The organism is Stenotrophomonas sp., assembly GCF_059505245.1.
Genome location: NZ_JCACKF010000050.1, coordinates 121,484 through 142,424 on the forward strand (window position 1 = coordinate 121,484; position 20,941 = coordinate 142,424).

At 65.0% G+C, this 20,941-nt stretch carries 20 protein-coding genes and 1 tRNA gene; 12 read left to right on the forward strand and 9 right to left on the reverse strand.

The window, feature by feature from the left end; all coding sequences use genetic code 11:
- Nucleotides 1–45 precede the first annotated feature (45 nt).
- Entirely contained in the window at nucleotides 46–801 is a 756-nt protein-coding gene (locus tag AC5JLE_RS19755) for a hypothetical protein (RefSeq protein WP_496065564.1), read from the reverse strand.
- Nucleotides 791–1,267: a hypothetical protein gene (locus tag AC5JLE_RS19760; protein ID WP_496065565.1), complete on the reverse strand. Its 477-nt coding sequence runs from the start codon at nucleotides 1,265–1,267 to the stop codon at nucleotides 791–793. Before AC5JLE_RS19760 ends, AC5JLE_RS19755 begins: the two co-directional genes overlap by 11 nt.
- A 413-nt stretch (nucleotides 1,268–1,680) precedes the next feature.
- Between AC5JLE_RS19760 and AC5JLE_RS19765 the strand changes: the two genes are divergently transcribed.
- Nucleotides 1,681–3,252, forward strand: coding sequence for a MobA/MobL family protein (locus AC5JLE_RS19765; protein WP_496065566.1), 1,572 nt, complete (start codon nucleotides 1,681–1,683; stop codon nucleotides 3,250–3,252).
- Nucleotides 3,253–3,745: 493 nt separating this feature from the next.
- Here the strand turns inward: AC5JLE_RS19765 and AC5JLE_RS19770 are convergent, their stop codons facing one another.
- Both AC5JLE_RS19770 and AC5JLE_RS19775 read right to left on the reverse strand, forming a co-directional pair.
- Nucleotides 3,746–5,167: a DUF6538 domain-containing protein gene (locus tag AC5JLE_RS19770; protein WP_496065567.1), complete on the reverse strand. Its 1,422-nt coding sequence runs from the start codon at nucleotides 5,165–5,167 to the stop codon at nucleotides 3,746–3,748.
- Between the two features lie 82 nt (nucleotides 5,168–5,249).
- Nucleotides 5,250–5,342, reverse strand: a tRNA-Ser gene (locus AC5JLE_RS19775).
- 143 nt (nucleotides 5,343–5,485) lie between these two features.
- Here AC5JLE_RS19775 and dnaX point away from each other — a divergent pair.
- The 4 genes from dnaX (at nucleotide 5,486) to AC5JLE_RS19795 (ending at nucleotide 8,988) form a co-directional block, all read left to right on the forward strand.
- On the forward strand, nucleotides 5,486–7,552 hold the full coding sequence (gene dnaX, locus AC5JLE_RS19780) for a DNA polymerase III subunit gamma/tau (RefSeq protein ID WP_046429188.1): 2,067 nt from the start codon (nucleotides 5,486–5,488) through the stop codon (nucleotides 7,550–7,552).
- 6 nt (nucleotides 7,553–7,558) lie between these two features.
- On the forward strand, nucleotides 7,559–7,879 hold the full coding sequence (locus tag AC5JLE_RS19785; protein WP_005408298.1) for a YbaB/EbfC family nucleoid-associated protein: 321 nt from the start codon (nucleotides 7,559–7,561) through the stop codon (nucleotides 7,877–7,879).
- Nucleotides 7,880–7,961: 82 nt separating this feature from the next.
- Nucleotides 7,962–8,561, forward strand: coding sequence for a recombination mediator RecR (gene recR / locus AC5JLE_RS19790; protein WP_014646178.1), 600 nt, complete (start codon nucleotides 7,962–7,964; stop codon nucleotides 8,559–8,561).
- Between the two features lie 67 nt (nucleotides 8,562–8,628).
- Nucleotides 8,629–8,988, forward strand: coding sequence for a histidine triad nucleotide-binding protein (locus tag AC5JLE_RS19795; RefSeq protein WP_014646179.1), 360 nt, complete (start codon nucleotides 8,629–8,631; stop codon nucleotides 8,986–8,988).
- 103 nt (nucleotides 8,989–9,091) lie between these two features.
- On the opposite strand, the gene AC5JLE_RS19800 is transcribed toward AC5JLE_RS19795, so the two are convergent.
- The 4 genes from AC5JLE_RS19800 to AC5JLE_RS19815 are packed head-to-tail and all read right to left on the reverse strand — an operon-like array spanning nucleotide 9,092 to nucleotide 13,458.
- Entirely contained in the window at nucleotides 9,092–9,619 is a 528-nt protein-coding gene (locus AC5JLE_RS19800) for a Slp family lipoprotein (RefSeq protein ID WP_014036182.1), read from the reverse strand.
- Nucleotides 9,616–11,565: a transglutaminase TgpA family protein gene (locus tag AC5JLE_RS19805; RefSeq protein WP_495233549.1), complete on the reverse strand. Its 1,950-nt coding sequence runs from the start codon at nucleotides 11,563–11,565 to the stop codon at nucleotides 9,616–9,618. The genes AC5JLE_RS19800 and AC5JLE_RS19805 overlap by 4 nt, the downstream gene beginning before the upstream one ends.
- Complete coding sequence (locus AC5JLE_RS19810) at nucleotides 11,558–12,481, reverse strand: DUF58 domain-containing protein (protein ID WP_496065575.1); 924 nt, start codon at nucleotides 12,479–12,481, stop codon at nucleotides 11,558–11,560. The genes AC5JLE_RS19805 and AC5JLE_RS19810 overlap by 8 nt, the downstream gene beginning before the upstream one ends.
- 23 nt (nucleotides 12,482–12,504) lie before the next feature.
- Nucleotides 12,505–13,458, reverse strand: a complete 954-nt coding sequence (locus tag AC5JLE_RS19815; protein ID WP_032958559.1) for an AAA family ATPase — start codon at nucleotides 13,456–13,458, stop codon at nucleotides 12,505–12,507.
- Nucleotides 13,459–13,500: 42 nt separating this feature from the next.
- Here AC5JLE_RS19815 and AC5JLE_RS19820 point away from each other — a divergent pair, with 42 nt between their 5' ends.
- A complete protein-coding gene (locus AC5JLE_RS19820) occupies nucleotides 13,501–15,336 on the forward strand; it encodes a glycosyltransferase family 39 protein (protein WP_197606096.1) in 1,836 nt (611 codons plus the stop codon).
- 103 nt (nucleotides 15,337–15,439) lie between these two features.
- On the opposite strand, the gene AC5JLE_RS19825 is transcribed toward AC5JLE_RS19820, so the two are convergent.
- On the reverse strand, nucleotides 15,440–16,009 hold the full coding sequence (locus tag AC5JLE_RS19825) for a Maf family protein (protein ID WP_049404888.1): 570 nt from the start codon (nucleotides 16,007–16,009) through the stop codon (nucleotides 15,440–15,442).
- A 113-nt stretch (nucleotides 16,010–16,122) separates the two neighbouring features.
- Here AC5JLE_RS19825 and AC5JLE_RS19830 point away from each other — a divergent pair, with 113 nt between their 5' ends.
- The 6 genes from AC5JLE_RS19830 (at nucleotide 16,123) to fabG (ending at nucleotide 20,793) form a co-directional block, all read left to right on the forward strand.
- Nucleotides 16,123–16,632: a YceD family protein gene (locus AC5JLE_RS19830; RefSeq protein ID WP_164166527.1), complete on the forward strand. Its 510-nt coding sequence runs from the start codon at nucleotides 16,123–16,125 to the stop codon at nucleotides 16,630–16,632.
- Nucleotides 16,633–16,739: 107 nt separating this feature from the next.
- Nucleotides 16,740–16,934, forward strand: a complete 195-nt coding sequence (rpmF, locus tag AC5JLE_RS19835; RefSeq protein WP_004154640.1) for a 50S ribosomal protein L32 — start codon at nucleotides 16,740–16,742, stop codon at nucleotides 16,932–16,934.
- Nucleotides 16,935–17,025: 91 nt separating this feature from the next.
- Nucleotides 17,026–18,003, forward strand: coding sequence for a beta-ketoacyl-ACP synthase III (locus AC5JLE_RS19840; protein ID WP_014646186.1), 978 nt, complete (start codon nucleotides 17,026–17,028; stop codon nucleotides 18,001–18,003).
- A 77-nt stretch (nucleotides 18,004–18,080) separates the two neighbouring features.
- On the forward strand, nucleotides 18,081–18,863 hold the full coding sequence (locus AC5JLE_RS19845; RefSeq protein ID WP_046429200.1) for a BUD32 family EKC/KEOPS complex subunit: 783 nt from the start codon (nucleotides 18,081–18,083) through the stop codon (nucleotides 18,861–18,863).
- A gap of 159 nt (nucleotides 18,864–19,022) precedes the next feature.
- Nucleotides 19,023–19,967 carry an ACP S-malonyltransferase gene (gene fabD, locus AC5JLE_RS19850; protein WP_032958546.1) on the forward strand — a complete coding sequence of 315 codons (945 nt, stop codon included), beginning with the start codon at nucleotides 19,023–19,025 and terminating at the stop codon, nucleotides 19,965–19,967.
- A gap of 82 nt (nucleotides 19,968–20,049) precedes the next feature.
- Nucleotides 20,050–20,793: a 3-oxoacyl-ACP reductase FabG gene (fabG, locus tag AC5JLE_RS19855; RefSeq protein WP_005408312.1), complete on the forward strand. Its 744-nt coding sequence runs from the start codon at nucleotides 20,050–20,052 to the stop codon at nucleotides 20,791–20,793.
- Nucleotides 20,794–20,941: the final 148 nt, after the last annotated feature.

A 20,941-nucleotide genomic window follows, 5' to 3' on the forward strand; every position in this document is an offset into this window, starting at 1 on the left:
AGTTAGTTTTGATATTATAGTTATATGCTTAATTAAATTAAGCCGCTAGTCAAAGTCTAGAGGCTGGGTTGCTAGCAAGATCCCGGTCAGGTGCATCGCCTCATGACCCTTCTCGCGCCGTTCTCCAGTTAGCTCCAGTGAGAGCATGTTAATCATGTTTCCGTCATCATCAGAACGTTCGGTCATGATGCAACGCGGATCACGTGGATTCTTCACAATGGCAGAATGATTTGCTTCAATGATTGAAATGTTAATCCTGCGGCAAAGTCTGCCCGAATATATGAAGTCTTCAATATGGTCGCAGTGTTGGAATGGGGTGCTGCAGATCGAACAGTCGCCTATTGTGGATCGGAACGCGGGGCTGTTGAAGATCATGTTTTCAGGAAAGAGTAGTCGCCGCGTGTCTACGAGCAGTGCTTCATGTTTTCGGATTCCTTCGTAATCGTTGATCCTCAGGGCTATGTCTTTGTAGTCAATCGCATCCATAAGGGAGTGCCAAGCCTTCTCCGGCTCACTATTCTTTATGTTGATCCAAGTCTCTAGGGTGGATTGGACACTTCTGAGGAAGCACTGGAAGTGAAATAGATCGTTGGCAAATTGCTCGGCCTCCTTATCAGTGGCCCAGTTTTTGAAGCCCTTAAGTTCTGCGATGAAATCATTTATCTCTTTGATCTTTTCTTCTTGGAGTTTGCTTGAGCGAACGATGAGGTTGAGCTGGATTGCCGAGGCTATGTAGGCAAGGCACGTTTCCACGACTCCCTGAGGGGTGAAAGGAGCTGAGCCAAAAAATTTACTTTCCACGACGCACTGCCTCTTTTAGGGCGGCTTCAAGGGCGGATAGCCCGTCGACAGGCCCTTTGTAGTCCAGTTTGACGCTTCGCGCCCCCTCTTTTTCTTCTACCAAACAGGACAGTTCTACGGGTGCGCTTTCAGGTTTCCCTGAGTCTCGAATGAAGGCGATGATGATATCAAGTGTCGCCTTTACGAGTTCCTGGTTATCGATTAAGGCTTGGGCAACGAACAGTATCGGTGGCAGATAGATGGCCGAAGATCGTTGTTCATATAGGTCATCCATTTGCGTAAGGAAGTCGATCTCTACCTGTTTTTCAGCATACTTCTTCAGAGAGATGGAAGTGGATGCATATACATGGCTGCCGGATCCTAGGCTGGCCAATTCGGGTAGGATGATTACGTCTTTCTTTGCGGCCGTTTCGGAAAGGACAGGGGTAGGAATCGAGGTGATCGTGATGCGCTCATTGCTTTCCATTTTAGTCATAGCTCGCGTTCGGGAGTTGGCGGAGTCTGATAGGTGTTGCTATTTTTCATTTCCACTCAGACGGGCGTGCAACCCGCAAGAGCTGTCTGAGCATTTTGGGTGGTGGACACTAGATGCAGCCATATTGCTCTAACGATTTGTTCTAGGACGGCTGGCCATGTCCCATGCTCTCGTGCGCTCATCGTCACTCGTCAGACAACAGGCATAGCGTCGGCGGATAATAGCACTGGCCTATTTGTAGGGCGTCTCAGCCGGGGCGTCATTGGAGCAAGAGCGCACTTAGGCATTGCCCTTCGGGCAATGCGTGCGCAAGAGGCTGTGCCCCTTGACCCCCTAAAAAGCGCTTGCCAAAGCCTAAAACATAGGCATAAAGGCAAGTGCGGGGGCCGGGACGAGGAGCATCAATGGCCATTTATCACACCAGAGTAAAGACCTTCAGCCGTGCCCAGGGGCACGCATCCACCGCTGCAGCGGCCTATCGCGCAGGCCTGCTGATCCTCGATGAGCGAACGGGGCTTCGACACGACTACCGAAGGCGCGGCGGGGTCGTTGAGACCCGTTGCCTCGCTCCCGACGACGCTCCCGACTGGGCTTTCGACCCCCGACAACTCTGGCCTGCAGCCGAGGCTTCGGAGCGCCGAAAAGATGCCACGGTCGCTAGAGAGTTCGAGGTGGCCTTGCCACACGAACTGAGCAAAGAGCAGCGTTCCGATCTGGCAGCCGAGATATCGCGCTGTCTGGTCCAGCGGTACAGGTTCGCTGTCCAATCCAGCATCCATGAGCCACAGACCGCTGACGGGCTCAACTATCACGTCCACATCCTAGCCACGACTAGGCGGATGGACGCAGACGGGTTGAAGGACAAGACCAGGGAGCTGGATGGCGGCCCTTCAGGCCGAGGGGAAGTGGAATGGATTCGCCAGATGGTAGGAGAGGCTATCAATGCTCACCTGGCCGCTGCCGGTGTCTCGGCACGCGTCGATCACCGCAGCTTGAAGAATCAGGCCGCCGAGGCCGCAGAGCAAGGCGACGAGCTTACAGCGGCGGAGCTTTCACGCATCCCAGGGCTTCATTTGGGCAAAGATGCGACGGCGCTTCATCGCCGAGGCGCCGATACAGTCCTTAAGCAGGGCAATGACGGGATCCACCAGGCCAACAGCGCCGCTTGGGATCGCGCCGTGGCCGAGATGGCAGGAGAGGGCAGGTTGATGGAGCCCGCATCCGATCAAGCCACGCCGGTCGGCCCGCGCGAAGTTGCTTCGCATCCTCCCGTCCTACCAATGCTGTCACCTGGTGGAGCGACTCGTCTGGTTAACGGGGGTAGGGAAGCCATGCCGGTTGGGGCGGTTGCCGACGACGGGGCGCGGCAGCTGCAGGCCACCGCATCCAAGCAGGCGTTGAAGGCCGTGCTAGAAATTTGGGCCGAGGCGTGGATTGAGGCGCTGCGAGATCGGCTTAGATTTACGCGCAGGTTGCTGCGCAACAGTGCCACCTTGATATCCGCTCATGTCGCAGCGCCCAAGCTTCGTGGCGACTTGGAAGAGTTGCTCGTAAGACTGAAGAAGTTGAAGCGGGATGCGCTGCGTTTCAAGCGTAGGCTGAGAGCTGAAGACCGTGCTCAGCATGGGCTAGCACAGGCGGAATTTGCTCTGGAGAGCTTCGAAAGCCAGAACCCAAAGCCGGGCCTCTTGAATCGCTCAGACTGGTCGCGGCGTCGGGCGCGCCGGGTTCGGGCTTTCGAACTGGGGCGCCTGGAGTATCAACGCGCTCACGAGGCCACTGGTCCCGCCGCTCAGAAGGACTACAACCGTCAGACGGATGAGTCCCTCTCGCAGCTGGAGAATTGGAGTGAAGTGTTGCTTCGGAGATATCCGGTGTTGGAGGATGCGCCCATTGACGCTCCTGAAGCCCCTATTCCAGCGGACCCCTTGCTCGTAATGAATCCTGTCAGAAATCCTGGAGCACGGTTGCACTGATAGACAAGCGAAGGCCCCGGCGAACCGGGGCTTTAGCCAACCTCCTTTCGAAAACTCAGTGGTAGGTAGGTCCGCGAGTGGGCTTTGACGCTGCGCCACGGCGTTCTGAAATCATGTCGCTGAGCTGTACCTGGTCGCGTTCCACCACGGCTTCTTTGACCCTAACAGCAGGTTTCAGTGTGTGGTCGTCAGCAGGAGGCTTTGGGTGCATGCATCGGTTGATCAGCTCGTCGGCAATTTCGAGGGCATGGATGATGTCTTCGATCCGCTCTTGCGTGTCTCGTGTCCGGTCTTGGGCAATCAAAGGGCATAGCACTCGACTGGCGATAGCCAGCTTTCTTTCTAAGGGCATATGAAGCTCCTAACGTGGGGGAGCTTTCATAAAACCATCATTTGCGTTGATCGCAATAGTCGCGGCGTTTGTCAGTGCCAATGTTGGCCCGTTAGAGACACTCCTAGACGTTCCATGTAATTTTCCTGGCGCGGAGATCCGCTACCCCAGCAACTTCTTCAGTGCAGCGAGCTCAAGATTGAAGCTCAAGGATGAGAGCCCTGCTGTCTTGAATTCAGGGGTGACCAGCCCATTGAGCTTTTCTGCCGGGGTGAATTCCCGGCTGTAGACGGGATGGTGCTCATCATCAAGCTCGTGGCCGACGATCTGGGCGCGCATTTCTGAGGTGACACCGAAGCCCTGCATCTGCTGGATAACCGTCTTACGCAGGGAATGGAAACCGCGCTTGGCCTTGGGCCACGTTCTCCCGTGCTCAGCGAGGTGGCGGGTAAAGGCCTTGGAGATCCAGTTCCCAGCGCCATTGACGGCATTGGCCTTCGCTTGGGGGAAGAGACGGCTTGAGGTGGGCAGGCTGGCAACATAGTCGCCGAAGCCCAGGGCCATCAGGTCAGCATGGATCGGGACAGTCCGGATACTGGCCTCGCTCTTGAGGCGCTGGTGCTCCCCGTCGTCATTAATATGGATGTAGGCCACCCCTCCCTCCGTTTGCACATCGCTCACCAGCAGCTGCCCAACTTCAGAGGCACGGGCGCCCGTATACAGGCCCAACAACGCTGCCCAGCGCGCGGCAGGTGACAAGGTGGCAAAGGCCGATGGAGCAAAGAGGAGGCTGATCTGCTTCAGGTCGAAGGCCTTGAAGCCCAGCTTGCGCCGCTTTCGCTTGGCGCTATTGCCGTATGAGACATGGCTTCGGGCCGGATTGCTGTCTGTGTAATAGCCAGCGGCAATCAACCAATCGAAGAAGCCGCCCAGATAGGACTGCTTGTTCACTCGGGTCGGGGTTGAGATGCCAGCGTCGGCGAGTGACTGATAGAAGTTCGACAGGTCGATTCGGTTGATGCTCGGCAGGGGATAGTCAGGGCCGGTGACGCGCACGAACCCGTCAATGGCCGACTTCTTGATGCTGTAGGTCTTGGGGATGGTGTCTGGGGCAATGGCTTTGAGCCAAAGATCACGCGCTTCCATCAGCGACAGGACCTTGCTGGGCTGGGGCTTGGAGGGAACTGCCGGGGCGGCTGCCGCGCCGAAGAACGCAGGGTTGACCCGACCGATGCTCTCGATAGCGCGAGTCAGCGCCTCGGTGTCTTCGCCTGGCTCCGCCTGGATACGCAGGGCGCCATTGGCGTCTCGTTCCAGGGTGTAGTCCTGGAGCCGTTGTCCCCGAAGCTCCCGGAGCCATTGCTCTGCCGTCTTCTCGCCCATGCCGTTCTTCCTGATGGCGCTGAAGACCTCAGCATAGCGGGCGGCCAGCACCAGGGCGCAAGCCTGGGCGCTGCGCATTTCGCGCGTTCGAAGGCTTCGCTTGAGAATTCGGCAACCCAGAAGGGGCTGGAGGTCGACGGGCACGCGCTGACGGAACGAAAACCCCGCTGGCGTCTTGATCAAGTGATGGGGAACTCTCATCGGGATGTGTCCCGATTTGTGTCCTGCCCCTTGCTAGGCCCAGAAAAGCAAAACCCCTGATTTCTCAGGGGTTTGCAGAGTCTGGCGGAGAGAGGGGGATTCGAACCCCCGAAGCGCGGTTTAGACGCTTACACACTTTCCAGGCGTGCTCCTTCAACCACTCGGACACCTCTCCGGATCCCTGCCATCGGCAAACGCCTCAGCAGGGGCGCAGATTCTAGCGGGCGGCGCGGCCGGACACAAGCACCCTGATCAGGGGCGCATCCAGCGGCATTGTTGGCGAGGGGGCTGGACAGGCATGGCACAATGGAACATCCGATGGAAAACGGTGGCCTGATGTCCTATCTCGTCCTTGCCCGCAAGTGGCGTCCGAAGCGTTTCGCCGAGCTGGTGGGCCAGGAACACGTGGTCCGTGCGCTCAGCAACGCGCTGGACAGCGGCCGGGTCCACCACGCGTTCCTGTTCACCGGCACCCGCGGCGTGGGCAAGACCACCATCGCGCGCATCTTCGCCAAGTCGCTGAACTGCGAGCAGGGCACCAGCGCCGACCCCTGCGGCCAGTGCGCGGCCTGCCTGGACATCGACGCCGGCCGCTACATCGACCTGCTGGAAATCGACGCCGCGTCCAACACCGGTGTGGATGACGTGCGCGAGGTGATCGAGAACGCGCAGTACATGCCCTCGCGCGGCAAGTACAAGGTCTACCTGATCGACGAAGTGCACATGCTGTCCAAGGCGGCGTTCAACGCGCTGCTGAAGACGCTGGAAGAACCGCCGGAACATGTGAAGTTCCTGCTGGCCACCACCGATCCGCAGAAGCTGCCGGTCACCGTGCTCAGCCGCTGCCTGCAGTTCAACCTCAAGCGCCTGGATGAAGACCAGATCCAGGGCCAGATGACCCGCATCCTGGCGGCGGAAGCGATCGAGGCCGATGGAAGCGCCATCGTGCAGCTGGCCAAGGCCGCTGACGGCAGCCTGCGCGATGGCCTGTCACTGCTGGACCAGGCGATCGCCTATGCCGGCGGCGCGCTGCGTGAGGACGTGGTGCGCACCATGCTGGGTACCGTGGACCGCACCCAGGTGGCGGCGATGCTCGATGCGCTGGCCGACGGCGATGGCCCGCGCCTGCTGCAGGTGGTAGCCGCGCTGGCAGAGTTCTCGCCGGACTGGAGTGGTGTGCTGGAAGCGCTGGCCGAAGGGCTGCACCGCATCCAGGTGCAGCAGCTGGTGCCGGGCGCTGCCGCGGCGGAAGGCCTGGATGTCGCCGCATTCGCCGAGCGCCTGCGCCCGGAAGTGGTGCAGCTCTGGTACCAGATGGCCCTGAATGGCCGCCGCGACCTGCCGCTGGCACCCAGCCCGCGCGCGGGCTTTGAAATGGCCGTGCTGCGCATGCTGGCGTTCCGTCCAGCCGCAGCGGTACCGCCGGTGCCGAAGGCCGTCGACGGTGCGTTGGGCGGCACGCCGGGTGGCAACGCTGCCGGTGGTGGCGCCGGTACCGGTAGCCGCGATGCGACGCCGGCCGCTGCTGCCGCTTCGGGCAGCCCGGCGGTAGCGGCGCAGGCAGCCGCGCCGGTGCAGGCCGCGCCGCGCGAACCTGAACCCGAGCCCGAACCGGCCCCGCAACCGGAACCAGATCCGACGCCGGAGCCCGAGCCGGTTCCGGTGGAAGAGCCCGTGTCGCCGCCGCCGGTGAAGGCTGAGCCACAGGTGCCGGCGCCTGCCGTCACTGCAGAGGCAGGCGACGACCTGCCGCCGTGGGCCACTGACGAAGCCGAGGCGCGTGACGAGGCATTGGCGGCCGAGATGTCCGGCCCGGACGCCGCCATGGCTGCGCCCTGGCACGAACCGCCGGCTCCCGTCGCGGCTCCCAGCGAGCCTGCGCCGCCCGAGCGCCCGTTCCGCGCCGAAGGCATTGCCATTGCGCCGGCCGAACATGCCAAGCCGGCCCCGGCGCATGCCGCCGCGCCGCAGGAAGGTGTCAGCGAGCTGGCCACGGCCGAAGACTGGCTGGACCTGGTCGCCAACAGCGGCCTGAGCGGCCCCTCGCGACAGCTCGCCGCCAACGCCGCGTTCATCAGCTGCCAGCACGGGACCTTGAAACTGGGCCTTTCGCCCGGATTTGAATACCTGCGCTCGGAGCGCGCGCTGGCTGCCCTGGGCGAGATGCTGCAGAAGGCCCTCGGCCAGGCGCCGAAGATCGTGGTCGAGACCGTGGAAACCGAACACGTTCCGGCCGAGACCCTGCATCAGCGGGCCGACCGCCAGCGTGGCGAGCGGCAGCAGGTGGCAGAGGCCGTTTTCATGGACGACCCGGAAGTGCAGGTGCTGATCCAACAGCACGGCGCGCGGGTTGTTTCCGATTCCATCCGTTCTTTTGACGAGTAAGACACCATGCGCGGAAACATCGCCCAACTGATGCAGCAGGCCCAGAAGATGCAGGAAAACCTGCAGAAGGCCCAGGAAGAAATCGCCAAGATCGAAGTGACCGGCAGTGCCGGCGGCGGCATGGTCAGCGTGACCCTGACCGGTGCCAAGGAATGCCGCAAGGTGCGCATCGACCCGTCGCTGACCAGCGACCCGGAGATGCTGGAAGACCTGATCGCCGCCGCCTTCAACGACGCTTCGAACAAGATCGACGCCGAGTCGAAGTCGAAGATGGGTTCGGCCACCGCCGGCATGCAGCTGCCGCCGGGCATGAAGCTGCCGTTCTGATTGCCAGCGTGGCACCCGTGCAAGCGGGTGCCACAGAATCTGTAGCTGTCGAGCCTGCTCGACGCCATGAAAGCATGCCGCCGTGTCCGCACCCCTGCTTGAACAATTGATCGACGCACTGCGGGTGCTGCCTGGCGTGGGCCAGAAGACCGCACAGCGCATGGCCTACCACCTGCTCGAGCGCGAGCGCGAAGGTGGCCAGCGACTGGCCGAAGCCCTGGCGCTGGCGGTGGAGCGCATCGGCCACTGCGCGCAGTGCCGCGACTTCAGCGAAACCGAGCTGTGCCCGACCTGTGCCAACAGCAGCCGCGAGCGCAGCCAGCTGTGCGTGGTCGAATCGCCGGCCGACCGCCTGGCCATCGAAAACGCCACCGGCTTCCGCGGTGTCTACTTCGTGCTGCAGGGCCGGCTGTCGCCGCTCGATGGCATCGGCCCGCGCGAGCTGGGCCTGGAGCAGCTGGAGCAGCGTCTGGCCGACGGTGAGGTGCAGGAGCTGATCATCGCCACCAGTGCCACCGTCGAAGGCGAAGCCACCGCGCACTACCTGGCGCAGCTGGCGCGCGCGCGCAAGGTGCAGCCCAGCCGCCTGGCACAGGGCCTGCCGCTCGGTGGCGAGCTTGAATACGTTGACCGCGGCACGCTGTCGCACGCGTTCGGAACGCGCAGCGAATTCCGCGATTGAGCGCCACCCGGGCATCGCCCGGCGCGGCCGGCCTACAATGCGGAAGACACTCCCGCCGAGGCCGACCATGAGCAACGAAACCCTCTTCAGCAAGATCATCCGTCGCGAGATCCCGGCCACCATCGTCTACGAGGACGACGAGGTGCTGGGCTTCAAGGACATCGCACCGCAGGCGCCGGTGCACGTACTGTTCATTCCGAAGAACGAGATCATCCCGACCCTGGACGACCTGCAGCCGTCGCAGGCGCACCTGATCGGGAAGCTTGCCCTGGCTGCCGCCGAATATGCGCGCCGCGAAGGGTTCGCGCAGGACGGCTACCGCATCGTGATGAACTGCCGCGAGGATGCCGGGCAGACCGTGTTCCACATCCACATGCACCTGCTGGCCGGTGCGCCGCTGGGGCATTTCGGTACGCCGGGGCGCTGAGCGCCTGGCATCCACCATTGCCCGCAGTGGATCCATGCGATGCGTGGATGAAAAAAAGGCCGCCCGAAGGCGGCCTTTTTCGATCACGCATGGCCGGTGGCGATCACCACCAGCCCCAACGGCCGTAACCACCCCAGTACGGGCCATACGGGCCCGGGCCCCACGGGCCATAGGGGTAGGGCACCACATCGACCTGGCGCTGTTCCGGCCACAGGTAGATCACATCGGCCGACAGCTTCGGCAGGCGATAGTCGTACTCCCCGATGCGGGTGTTCTGGTAGCCGTCGATCTTGCCGATGAAGGTCACGTCGCGGCCGGCTTCAAACACGGCCGGGTCGTAGAAGCCGGCGCGGCAGGCAATGAAGCGGCCGTCGCTGGCGTCGGACGAGGTGGTGTTCGGGCGGCCACTGGCGTTGAGGGGGCGCGAGATCATCTGGAAGCAGGTCTCGCCCTGGCCGGGCTTGGTCTCAATGATGCGACCACCCCATCGGACCGGCGTGCCGACCTGCTGGGTGGCGACCGAGTCGCGCGGGGAGACCAGGCTGAACTGTCCCTGCAGCGGCTTGGGGGCCGTGGCGCAGGCCGACAGGGCCAGCGTGGCCACAGCGGTGAGGAGGAACTTGGTGTTCATGGGGAGGCTCCGGAAGTCGGGCGATGCCTGCGCAGGTCCCGCAATAATGAAGCGAGGTCGGTGCAAGTTCCAGCGTAACGCGCGTCGGCGAAACGCTGGCTGAGTGCCAGCAGGGCGGGGTCGGGGCGCACGGCGTGTACCCGTCGTGACCAGTCGCATGCCGTCTCGTGGGGTACGCGGGCCAGGCCAAGGCGTGCATAGCGCCGCCCCAGCCGGTGCCAGGCGCGCAGCAGCGGGTCGCGCTCGCGCTCGCCGCGGGCCAGCAGCCAGGCCATCCATGCCAATGCCAGCAGTGCGGCGACCACGAAGCCGGCCACCAGCTGCGCCGGCCCGAGATCATCCAGCCCGAACGGCCTGAGCAGCTGCTGCTGACGGCGTGCGTCGAAGGAAAGCACCAGGTCGTTCCAGCCACGGCGCAGCCAGTCACCCATCTGCCCCAGCTGCAGCCAGCGCTGCTGCAGCGGGGTGTCCGTGCCGGCCTGCAAGCGGTCGTCCAGCGTGTCCAGGATGCGTTCCGGTGCCACGGCCGCAGTCGGGTCGACCCGGACCCAGCCGCGCTGGGGCAGCCAGACTTCGGCCCAGGCGTGGGCGTCCATGCGCCGCACTACCCAGTAGTCCCCGATGCGGTTGCGGGTGCCACCTGCGAAGCCGGTCACCACCCGGGCCGGAATGCCGGCGTTGCGCATCAGCACCACGAAGGCCGAGCTGAAGTGCTGGCAGAAGCCGGCCTTGTAGTTGAACAGGAAATCGTCGACCGGATCGCGCCCGGCCACCGGGGTATCGAGCGTGTAGGAGAAGTCGCGGGTGATCCACTGCAGCGCTCGGCGGACGATGGCTTCGTCATCGTTGCCGGCCTCCTGCCGCCATTGCCGTGCCAGCTGGGCGGTGCGCGGATTGAAGCCGGGGGGAAGCTGCAGCGCGGCACGGCGCAGGTAGGGCGACAGATCGGTGTCGAACCGTTGCGGAGGCGCCGAATGCAACCGCCAGCGGCTGAGCGCGGACAGCGTGCGGTCGCTGCGCAGGCTCATGTCCGCATCGAAACTGCTGCCTTCCGGTGCGCGGCTGGGCAGGTCCAGGGCCACCAGCAGGCGACGGTCGGTGGGTTCGTAGTCGATCTGGTAGTCCCATCCCTGTGCGGTGGCTTCGACCACGGGGGCGGGGCGCCGGGCCGTCGCGCGATCGCGGCTCCAGCGGTGGCCATCGAAGGAAGTCAGCACCGGGCCGCGCCAATAGCGCTGCGTGGGCTCGGGCACCGCGCCGAAGAACTGCACGCGCAGCGCCGGGGTATCGTCGGCCATCAGGTCCAGCCATTGGTCCGGCGCCATGCTGTCAGCCAGGCCGGGCGTACCCACCGCTCGTTCGGGTACGCCCCACAACGGCGTGGACAAGCGCGGGAACAACCAGAAGCAGGCCAGTGCCAGCGGCAGGCCGATGCCAAGCAGGCGGCCGACGCCGCGCAGTTGACCGTGCAGTGGCAGGCGTGGGCTGCGGCCCTCGTCCTGGGCCAGGCGTTGCAGGGCCAGCAGTGCGGCAACCGCGGCCAGCGCAGCCAGTCCCGTGGTCAGCGGGCCCTGGTCGAGCAGGAAGGCCGCGAACGGCGAGAACAGCGCGAAACCGAGCAGGCTGCGCGCATCACGCAGGTTGCGCAGTTCGCTGGATTTGATGGCCAGCATCGCCGCCAGCAGCGCACAGCCGGTATCACGCCCCGGCCGCACCATGCCCATCTGCCAGACGATGGTGGCGAGCATGGCCAGCACCAGCAGCAGGCGCACCGGCATCGGCAGCACCCGCCGCCAGGAAAGCGCAGCGGTCAGCACGGCGGTGATCGCGATCACGACGGCCAGCACCGGCGGCAGCTGCAGCAGCAGTGGCAGCAGCGCCAGCGCTGCGCTGGCCAGGGTCCAGCTGCGGGCGTTGCGATCGAGCAGGACGGCAGGCTCAGTCATGGGGCATCAGCGCCAGTGCGCGCAGGCACAGGTGGTGGTGGCTGGCGCCCTGGCCGGGCCCGAACGGGGGATGGGCTGGAAGCAGCAGCGTGTAGCGCCGGCCTTCGCGCTCGGCCATGTCGACCCAGCGTGCCAACCGCGCGATGCGTGCTTCATGGCCCAGCGGCGCCAGCGTGCGCCAGTCCAGCACCACTTCGATGCCGATCGGCTTCTCGTATTCGCGTACCAGCAGGCTGTCGCGGCGTGCCGAGTGTTTCCAGGCAATGCTGCGCGGGGCGTCGCCGGCACGATAGGGGCGCAGCTGGTGCAGCTCGTCGCCACTGGCATGGGCGCGGGTGTGCAGTGGATCGCTGCCACTTTCCGGAAGGGGTGGTGCCAGTGCCTCGGCCAGTGGATAAACCAGCAGCGGCTGCTCCGGCCACACCCACGACCATGCCCGCACCAGCCCCAGAGGCTGCGTGCTGGACAGGCGGATGCGCGGCAGTTCCAGCCAGCCGCGGCGCTCGCTGGGGACATCCAGCTCCACTTCGCCGCGACCGTGTGCAGGCAGTGCGACCCACGCCTCGCTTGCGCCCAGCTGCAGGTGCAGCCCGTGGCGCGCGCGCGGGTCGCGCAACGACAGGTCCACGCGCAGGCGCAGGGGGTGCCCGGCCGGAACCGGCTCGGCGGAGATTGCATCGATCTGTATGCCGGACAGCTGCAGGTGCGCGGCAATGGCGCTGGCGATCGCTGCTGCGGCCAGCAACAGTGCCAGCAGCAGGGCCGGGTTGTTGTTGTAGTTCAATGCGCCCAGCAGCATCGCCGACAGCAGGGTGGCGACGAACAGGCCGAAGCGCGTCGGCAGTATATAGATGCGATGGCGATCCAGTCGCTGCGGCAGGGCTTCGGGCCTGCGTGGGCGTGCCAGCAGCTGCATGCGTGCCCAGCGTGTGGCCACCTTCAGTCCACCGCGACGGTCTGCAGGATCGCCCGCGCCAATGCCGGCCCGGAGCTGGATTCGGCCTCCGCCACCAGGCGATGGCCGGCCACTGCCACGAACAGGGTCTGCACGTCTTCGGGCACCACATGCCCGCGGCCGAGCAGCAGTGCATGCGCCCTGGCGGCACGCAGCAGGGCCAGCCCGGCGCGCGGTGACAGGCCCACGCGTACGCCGGCATGCTGGCGGCTGCGGGTCAACAGTGCCTGCACGTAGTCGATCAGCGCGTCGCTGGCGTGTACCTGGCCAACGGCTTCACGCAGCGCACGCACCTGGGTGTCATCCAGCTTCGGCACCGCGCGGGCGATCAGGTCGCGGCGATCGCTGCCACGCAGCAGCTCGCGCTCGGCCTGCACGCTCGGGTAGCCCATCGCCAGCCGCAGCAGGAAACGATCGAGCTGCGAATCCGGCAACGGGAAGGTGCCGGACAGGTCGACCGGGTTCTGCGTGGCGATCACGAAGAATGGATCGGGCAGTGGATGCGTCTGTCCATCCAGGGTGACCTGCTGCTCGGCCATCGCCTCCAGCAACGCACTCTGCGTGCGCGGCGGTGCGCGGTTGATCTCATCGGCCAGCAGCACGTGGGTGAACACCGGGCCGGGGTGGAACTGGAACTGGCGGCTGCCGGCCTCGTACACCGATACGCCCAGTACGTCCGCCGGCAACAGGTCGGAAGTGAACTGCACGCGCTGGAAGCTGAGGCCGAGGCTGCTGGCCAATGCATGCGCCAGCGTGGTCTTGCCCAGCCCGGGCAGATCTTCGATGAGCAGGTGGCCGCCGGAAAGCAGGGCGACAAAGGCCAGCCTGACTTCCGGCACCTTGCCCAGTACCAGTGCGTTCACCTGATCCTGTGCCTCCCGCAGGGCCTGGCGCAGTTGATCGGTTAGCATGCTGGGATTGGGGGACGAGGCTGGCATGATCGTCTCAGGTCTGGAATCCACTCGATTATCCATAGAGCAATGCAAGGCGAACAGCGCGCACGGGCAATATTTCTCTGGTTATGGACGCTGATCACAGCGGCCAAGCTGGTGGTGGCTGCACGCCTGCCGCTGTTCGTCGATGAGGCGTTCTATTGGCAGGAAGGCCAGCACCTGGCCGCCGCCTATTCCGACCTGCCGGGGTTGACAGCATGGCTTGCACGCCTGGGCGTGGAAATCGGTGGCCATCACGTGCTCGCATTGCGCCTGCCGTTCCTGGCCATCGGTGCGTTGCTGCCGTTGCTGGTGGTGCGCATCGCCACGCGCTGGTTTGGCAACGTCGCAGGGTGGCAGGCGGGCAGCCTGACCCTGCTGATGCCGCTGTCGGCCACGCTGGGCCTGCTGGCCGTGCCGGATGTGCCGATGGCGCTTGCGGCGGTGATCTGCCTGCAGGCCGGTGCGCGCCTGCTGCACAACGTGGATGCGTCGTCGGCGATGAAGCTGGCGCTGGGCCTGCTGATCGGTGCGCTCAGCCACTACCGTTTCATTGGCGTCATCGGTGTCGGCTTCATTGCGCTGCTGGCGCTGCCGCAGGGCCGCCGCATGCTGGCCGACCCGCGCGTATGGGTGGCGCTGGCGGTGGGTGTACTGGCCTGGCTGCCGTTGCTGGCGTGGAATGCGGACAACCATGATGCCGGCCTGAAGTTCCAGGTGGTCGAGCGCCACCCGTGGACGTTCGAGTGGGAAGGGCTGTGGTTCCTGGTGATCCAGCCGATGCTGGTGACGCCGATCCTGTGCATCGCGATGTGGAAGGTCGCCCTGGCGGGTACCCGCAGCGGTGGTGGTGTGCGGGTGCAATGGCGCTATTTCGGCCTGGTGGGCGGGGTGTCGACGCTGGGCATCTTCCTGCTGGGCTTCTTCACCGATGTCGAGCGGATCAGTTTCCATTGGCCGTTGCCGGGCTACCTGGCGCTGCTGGTGGCCGTGCCGGTGGTCCTCAACGGCTGGCCACGCTGGCTGCGCCGCACCGGCTGGTGGCTGGCAGCTGCAGGCACCGTACTGGCTTTCGGCTACTACCTGATGGCGTCCACGCCGGCGCTGCGCGAGCAGATGGCCGGCAGCAAGTACTACCCGCGCAACTTTGCCGGCTGGCAGCCGCTGGCCGTGGCGGTGCGCGACGAACTGCGGCAGATGCCGCCGGGCACGCGTGTGCTGGCGGGCAACTTCAAGGTCGGTGCCGAACTGGGCTTCCAGCTGGGCAACGGTGATATCGAGGTGCTGCCGCACCCGCTCAACGACAAGCATGGGCGGACCGCACAGCTGGCACAGTGGGGCCTGCTGCACGAAGGCCCGCGCAGTGCGCCGATGCTGCTGGTGCTGTCACCCAGCGACCAGCGCTACCGCGATCTGCTGGCGCGCTATCACGCGATCTGCGAGCAGGTGGGGCCGTTGCCGGCGCCGCGCGTGGTCAGCAGCGATCATGGTTTCCAGCGCTTCCTGCTGTTCCAGCTGCCGGTGCAGCGCGCGCAGGGGCCCTGCGTGACGCCGGCAATGGCCTGGCTGGATGCGCCGTCCAACGGTGAGAAGGTCTCCGGAACGCTCGCCATCAAGGGCTGGGCATTCAAGGATGGCGTGGGGTTGGCGCGCATCGAAGTGCTGGTCGATGGCCATTCGATTGGCGATGCGCGCTACGGGCGCATGTTCGACATCCGCCACACCTGGCCGGACAGCACCGATCCGCAACATCCGGCGGTGGGCTTCGACGCATCGCTGGATACCACCACGCTGGCGCCGGGGCGGCATTGGCTTGGCCTGCGCCTGCACGGCCGCGACGGCAGCGTGGAGGCGTGGCAGGAGCAGCCGTTCGAAGTTCGTTGAGGTCCCCTGGTCCTGTAGAGCCGAGCCGATGCTCGGCTGCTTCTGCTACAGATGGCGGGCAGCCTAAAAAAAAGGCGGCCGAGCAAGGGCTCGGCTCCACCGTTCACGGCACCGCGAATCCAGCCCTGCGCAGCAGGCCGCACACCGCGATCAGTGGCAGGCCGACCAGCGCGGTCGGGTCGCGGTTGTCGATTGCCTCGAACAGGCTGATGCCCAGGCCCTCGCACTTGAAGCTGCCGGCGCAGTCCAGCGGCTGCTCGGCGGCGACGTAGCGGACGATTTCCTGCGGGTCCAGCACGCGGAAGCGTACTTCGGTCAGATCCAGGGTGGCGAGGGATTCTCCATCCCGCCTGAGACTGATTGCCGTGTGAAAGCGCACCGTCTGTCCGGACATTGCCGCCAGCTGCGCACAGGCCGCCTCGACCGTGCCCGGCTTGCCCAGCGGCTGGCCGTTCAGGTCGGCCACCTGGTCCGAGCCGATCACCCAGGCGCCCGGATGGCGGGCGGCCACGTCGGCGGCCTTGGCGGCGGCCAGGCGCGTGGCCAGGGCCAGCGGGGTCTCGGCGCCCAGAGGGGTTTCATCCACGTCCGGGCGTGCGCAGTCGAAGGGCAGGCCCAGCCGTTCCAGCAGTTCGCGACGGTAGCGGGAGGTGGAGGCCAGGACCAGTGACATGTGACAATACCGGGGCAGGGCGCGGCAGTCTGGCCCCTCCACGGCGCCAGCGGCAAGTGCTGCAGGGCGGGCATTTGACAGCGGGCGGTGCGATCCTTAGTATTCAGCGGCTTATGTCCGCGAACGTGCCCGAAACGCTGGATGCCTGGCGGATGGTTGTAGCGCGAAGGCGCTTCGACGGTCAGGTCTCCCTGGCTGAATTGACCCGCCTGCAGGGGTTGGTCGCAGATACCGACGGCGAGTGTGTCTACTCGCTTGAATTCGGTCGCGACGACGTCTTGCGGGTATCCTATGTGGAACTGACCATCGACACCGCGCTGCCGCTGACCTGTCAGCGCAGCATGCAGCGATTCCTGTTGCCGGTGAAGGTGACCCAGAGGCTTGGCCTGATCCGCGACGAGGACGAGGAATCGTCCCTGCCGGAGGAATACGAGGCGTTGCTGGTGCCGGAAGACGGCCAGCTGCGTCCGCTGGATCTGGTCGAGGACGAATTGGTGTTGGCGGTGCCCGTGGTGCCGCTGTCGCCCGACGGTGAAGCAGTCGACAGGGACTGGGCACCGAGCGAAGAAGAAACGAAGAAGGCCAACCCGTTTGCGGCGTTGGCAGCACTGAAGAAACAATAGCAGCCGGATTGTCGTCGGCGGCTGCGGCGAAAGCGAAAGTGTGCTGGGCGCTGGCGTCCTGCGCGACGATACGACGAAGCAAATCGAACCGAGTTTGGAGCAATCCCATGGCTGTGCAGAAATCCCGTGTCACCCCGTCCCGCCGCGGCATGCGTCGTGCCCACGACGCCCTGAGCGCCAAGCAGCTGTCGACCGACCCGACCACCGGCGAAGTGCACCTGCGTCACCACATCACTGCCGACGGTTTCTACCGCGGCAAGAAGGTCATCCAGACCAAGACCTCGGCTGTCGAAGAAGATTGATGTGCCGGGAAGGCCGCTGCCTCCGGGCAGCGGCCTTTGCCTTCTTTCCCGGGCGTGCCGGTGATCGGCGGCCCGCGCAACAGGAAACATGATGAGCAAGCGGATCTATTCGAGGATCGCGGGCACCGGTAGCTATTTGCCGGAAAAAGTCCTGACCAACGCCGACCTGGAAAAAATGGTCGAAACCTCGGATGAGTGGATCCAGTCGCGCACCGGCATTCGTGAACGGCACATCGCGGCCGAAGGCGAAACCACCAGCGACCTTGGCTACAACGCCGCCCTGCGCGCGCTTGAAGCCGCAGGCATCGATGCCTCGCAGCTCGACATGATCGTGGTCGGCACGACCACCCCTGATCTCATTTTCCCGTCCACCGCGTGCCTGATCCAGGCCAAGCTCGGTGTGGCCGGGTGCCCCGCCTTCGACGTCAACGCAGCCTGTTCCGGCTTCGTGTTCGCGCTGGGCGTGGCCGACAAGTTCATCCGCTCCGGCGACTGCAAGCACGTGCTGGTGATCGGCACCGAAACGTTGACCCGCATGGTCGACTGGAACGATCGCACCACCTGCGTGCTGTTCGGCGATGGCGCCGGCGCTGTCGTGCTCAAGGCCGACGAAGACACCGGCATCCTCAGCACCCACCTGCATGCCGATGGCAGCAAGAAGGAACTGCTGTGGAACCCGGTCGGCGTTTCGACCGGCTTCAAGGACGGCGCCAATGGTGGTGGCACCATCAACATGAAGGGCAACGACGTGTTCAAGTACGCCGTCAAGGCGCTGGACTCGGTCGTGGACGAGACCCTGGCCGCCAACGGCCTGGACAAGTCCGACCTGGACTGGCTGATCCCGCACCAGGCCAACCTGCGCATCATCGAAGCCACCGCCAAGCGGCTGGAGATGTCGATGGACCAGGTCGTGGTGACCGTCGACAAGCACGGCAACACCTCCTCCGGCTCGGTGCCGCTGGCGCTGGATGCCGCGGTGCGTTCGGGCAAGGTCGAGCGTGGCCAGTTGCTGCTGCTGGAGGCCTTCGGCGGCGGCTTCACCTGGGGTTCGGCCCTGCTGCGCTATTGATAGTGCAAGTTACGACAATGTGAAGTCTTGTCGTTACGGCCCCTCCGGGGCCGTAACGCGTTTAAGGAGGACCTGTCATGGTTGAGCCCATCGTCATCGAAGGGCAACGTGCCTGGCTGAAGCAGTACGGCAAGGGAAGCCGGGCAATGGCCCTGGGCCTGCTCAATTTTGTTGCGCGCCGTTTCCATCTGGATGCGCTGCGCCCGCCGCCGCACCGCGGTGGCGACGCCGCACGCGAAACCGAGGCCCGCCGCCTCGCGGAACTGCAGGCGCAGGGTGTGAACGTGCCGGACGTACTGGGCACCGGTCATGCCGCGCTGGTGATCGGCGACAACGGCAGCTCGTTCAATACCTGCCTGCGCGAAGCCGACGAAGCCGGTCGCGATCAGCTGGTGATGGCGGCGATGCTGGCCATTGCTGAAGCTCATGCCCGCGGCGCCTATTTCGGGCAGCCATTGCCGCGCAACCTCACATGGGATGGCGAGAAGGTCGGCTTCATCGATTTCGAGGAAGATCCGCTGGAAGTGATGGATCTGTCCGAAGCGCAGGCCCGCGACTGGCTGATGTTCGGTTACGGCGTGGCCAAGTACTACGCCGACCGCCCCGGGCACCTGCAGGCGATGATGGCCGAGGCGATGGGTGACGTTCAGGCGCCGGTGCGCGAGCACGTGCATGCGGTCAGCGGCCGCCTGCGCAGCCTGGCCCGGGTCTGCATGAAGCTGGGCCGTTCGGCGCGCGCGCTGGCCCATTCCATCTTCATCGCCCACGGCGCCAGCACCGCCGGCGTGTTGATGCTGGTGGGCCTGTGCGTGGATTTCCTCGCCGACGGCGACCTGGACGTCCTGCAGCTGTTCTGCTGAGGCTGATAGGGGTCAGATCCCTTTTCCGCAGGAAAAGGGATCTGACCCCGTTGCGCTTGCCCGGCCATTCACCATACGCGTGCATACGCGCACGTACAGACGACACGGCATGTTCCCCCTTATCATGGGCCGCTTCGATTGCAACAAGCGGATGACCGCGTGACCGTATCCACCCTCGCTTTTGTCTTCCCCGGCCAGGGCTCGCAGTCTGTGGGCATGGTGGCCGAGCTGGCCGAACTGCACCCACAGGTGCGTGAAGCCTTCACCGAGGCATCCGATGGTGCCGGCGTCGACCTGTGGGCGCTGTCCCAGGGCGGCCCGGAGGAAATGCTCAACCGTACCGAATACACCCAGCCGGCCCTGCTGGCCGCGAGCATCGGCGTGTGGCGCGCCTGGAACGCCGTGGGCGGTCCGCGCCCGTCGGTATTGGCCGGCCACAGCCTGGGCGAGTACACCGCCCTGGTTGCCGCAGGCGCACTGAGCCTGCATGACGGTGCGCACCTGGTGCGCCTGCGCGGCCAGCTGATGCAGGAAGCCGCACCGGCCGGTGTCGGCGCCATGGCCGCCGTGCTCGGCGCTGAAGACCAGCTAGTGCTGGACGTCTGCGCCGAAGCGGCAGGCAGCCAGGTGGTGGTGCCGGCCAACTTCAATTCGCCGGGCCAGATCGTGATCGGTGGCGACGCCGACGCGGTCGACCGTGCGCTGGCGCTGCTGGCCGAGAAGGGCGTGCGCAAGGCGGTCAAGCTGGCCGTCAGCGTGCCCTCGCACACCCCGCTCATGCGCGAAGCCGCCAACCGCCTGGCCGAAGTGATGGCCGGCCTGTCCTGGCACGCGCCGCAGCTGCCGGTGGTGCAGAACGTCGACGCCCAGGTGCACAGCGGCATCGACGCGATCCGCACCGCGCTGGTCCAGCAGCTGTACCAGCCGGTACAGTGGACCGGGTGCGTGCAGGCGCTGGCTGCCCGTGGCGTCACCCGGATCGCCGAGTGCGGCCCGGGCAAGGTGCTGACCGGCCTGGTCAAGCGCATCGACAAGGCCATCGACGGCCGTTCGCTGGCCACGCCGGGCGACTTCGAAGCCGCCCGCGAGGCATGGTCGGCCTGATCCCCCCTGTTCCTGCCGACCGTACCGGTGGCCGCGGCAAGCGGCACGGGTGCGGCGGTCGCCCCAGCCTGAGGAAAACATCATGAGCAAGCCCCTGCAGGGTGAAATCGCACTGGTCACCGGCGCCAGCCGTGGCATCGGTGCCGCCATCGCCGATCTGCTGGCCGCCCAAGGCGCCACCGTCATCGGTACCGCCACCACCGAATCCGGCGCTGCCGCGATCGGCGAACGCCTGGCCGCCCACGGTGGTCACGGCCGCGCGCTGAACGTCACCGATGCCGCCGCGCTGGACAGCGTGCTCGATGGCATCGCCAAGGAATTCGGCCCGATCTCGATCCTGGTCAACAATGCCGGCATCACCCGCGACAACCTGCTCATGCGCATGAAGGACGAGGACTGGGCGTCGATCATCGACACCAACCTGACCAGCGTGTTCCGCACCAGCAAGGCGGTGATGCGCGGCATGATGAAGGCGCGCAAGGGCCGCATCATCAACATCGCATCGGTGGTGGGCGTGACCGGCAATGCCGGCCAGGCCAACTACGCCGCGGCCAAGGCGGGCATCATCGGCTTCAGCAAGTCGCTGGCCAAGGAAATCGGTTCGCGCGGCGTCACCGTCAATGTTGTCGCACCCGGCTTCATCGACACCGACATGACCAAGGCGTTGCCGGAAGAAGCGCGCACCGCGCTGATCAACGACATCGCCCTCGAACGCCTGGGGTCGCCGGAAGACATCGCCCATGCGGTGGCCTTCCTGGCCAGCCCGGCTGCCGGTTACATCACCGGCGAAACCCTCCATGTGAACGGCGGCATGTACATGCCGTAAGCAAGGGGCGCAGGGATTGCGCCGCAAGTGGTTGATCTGCGGAGGTTTTTGCTGCAATGCAAGGCCGCGCCGGTTTCCACTACACTATCCCACGGCCATCGCCTTTGATGGCGACCACTTTTGAACCACAACTCCATCTGGAGCGAGA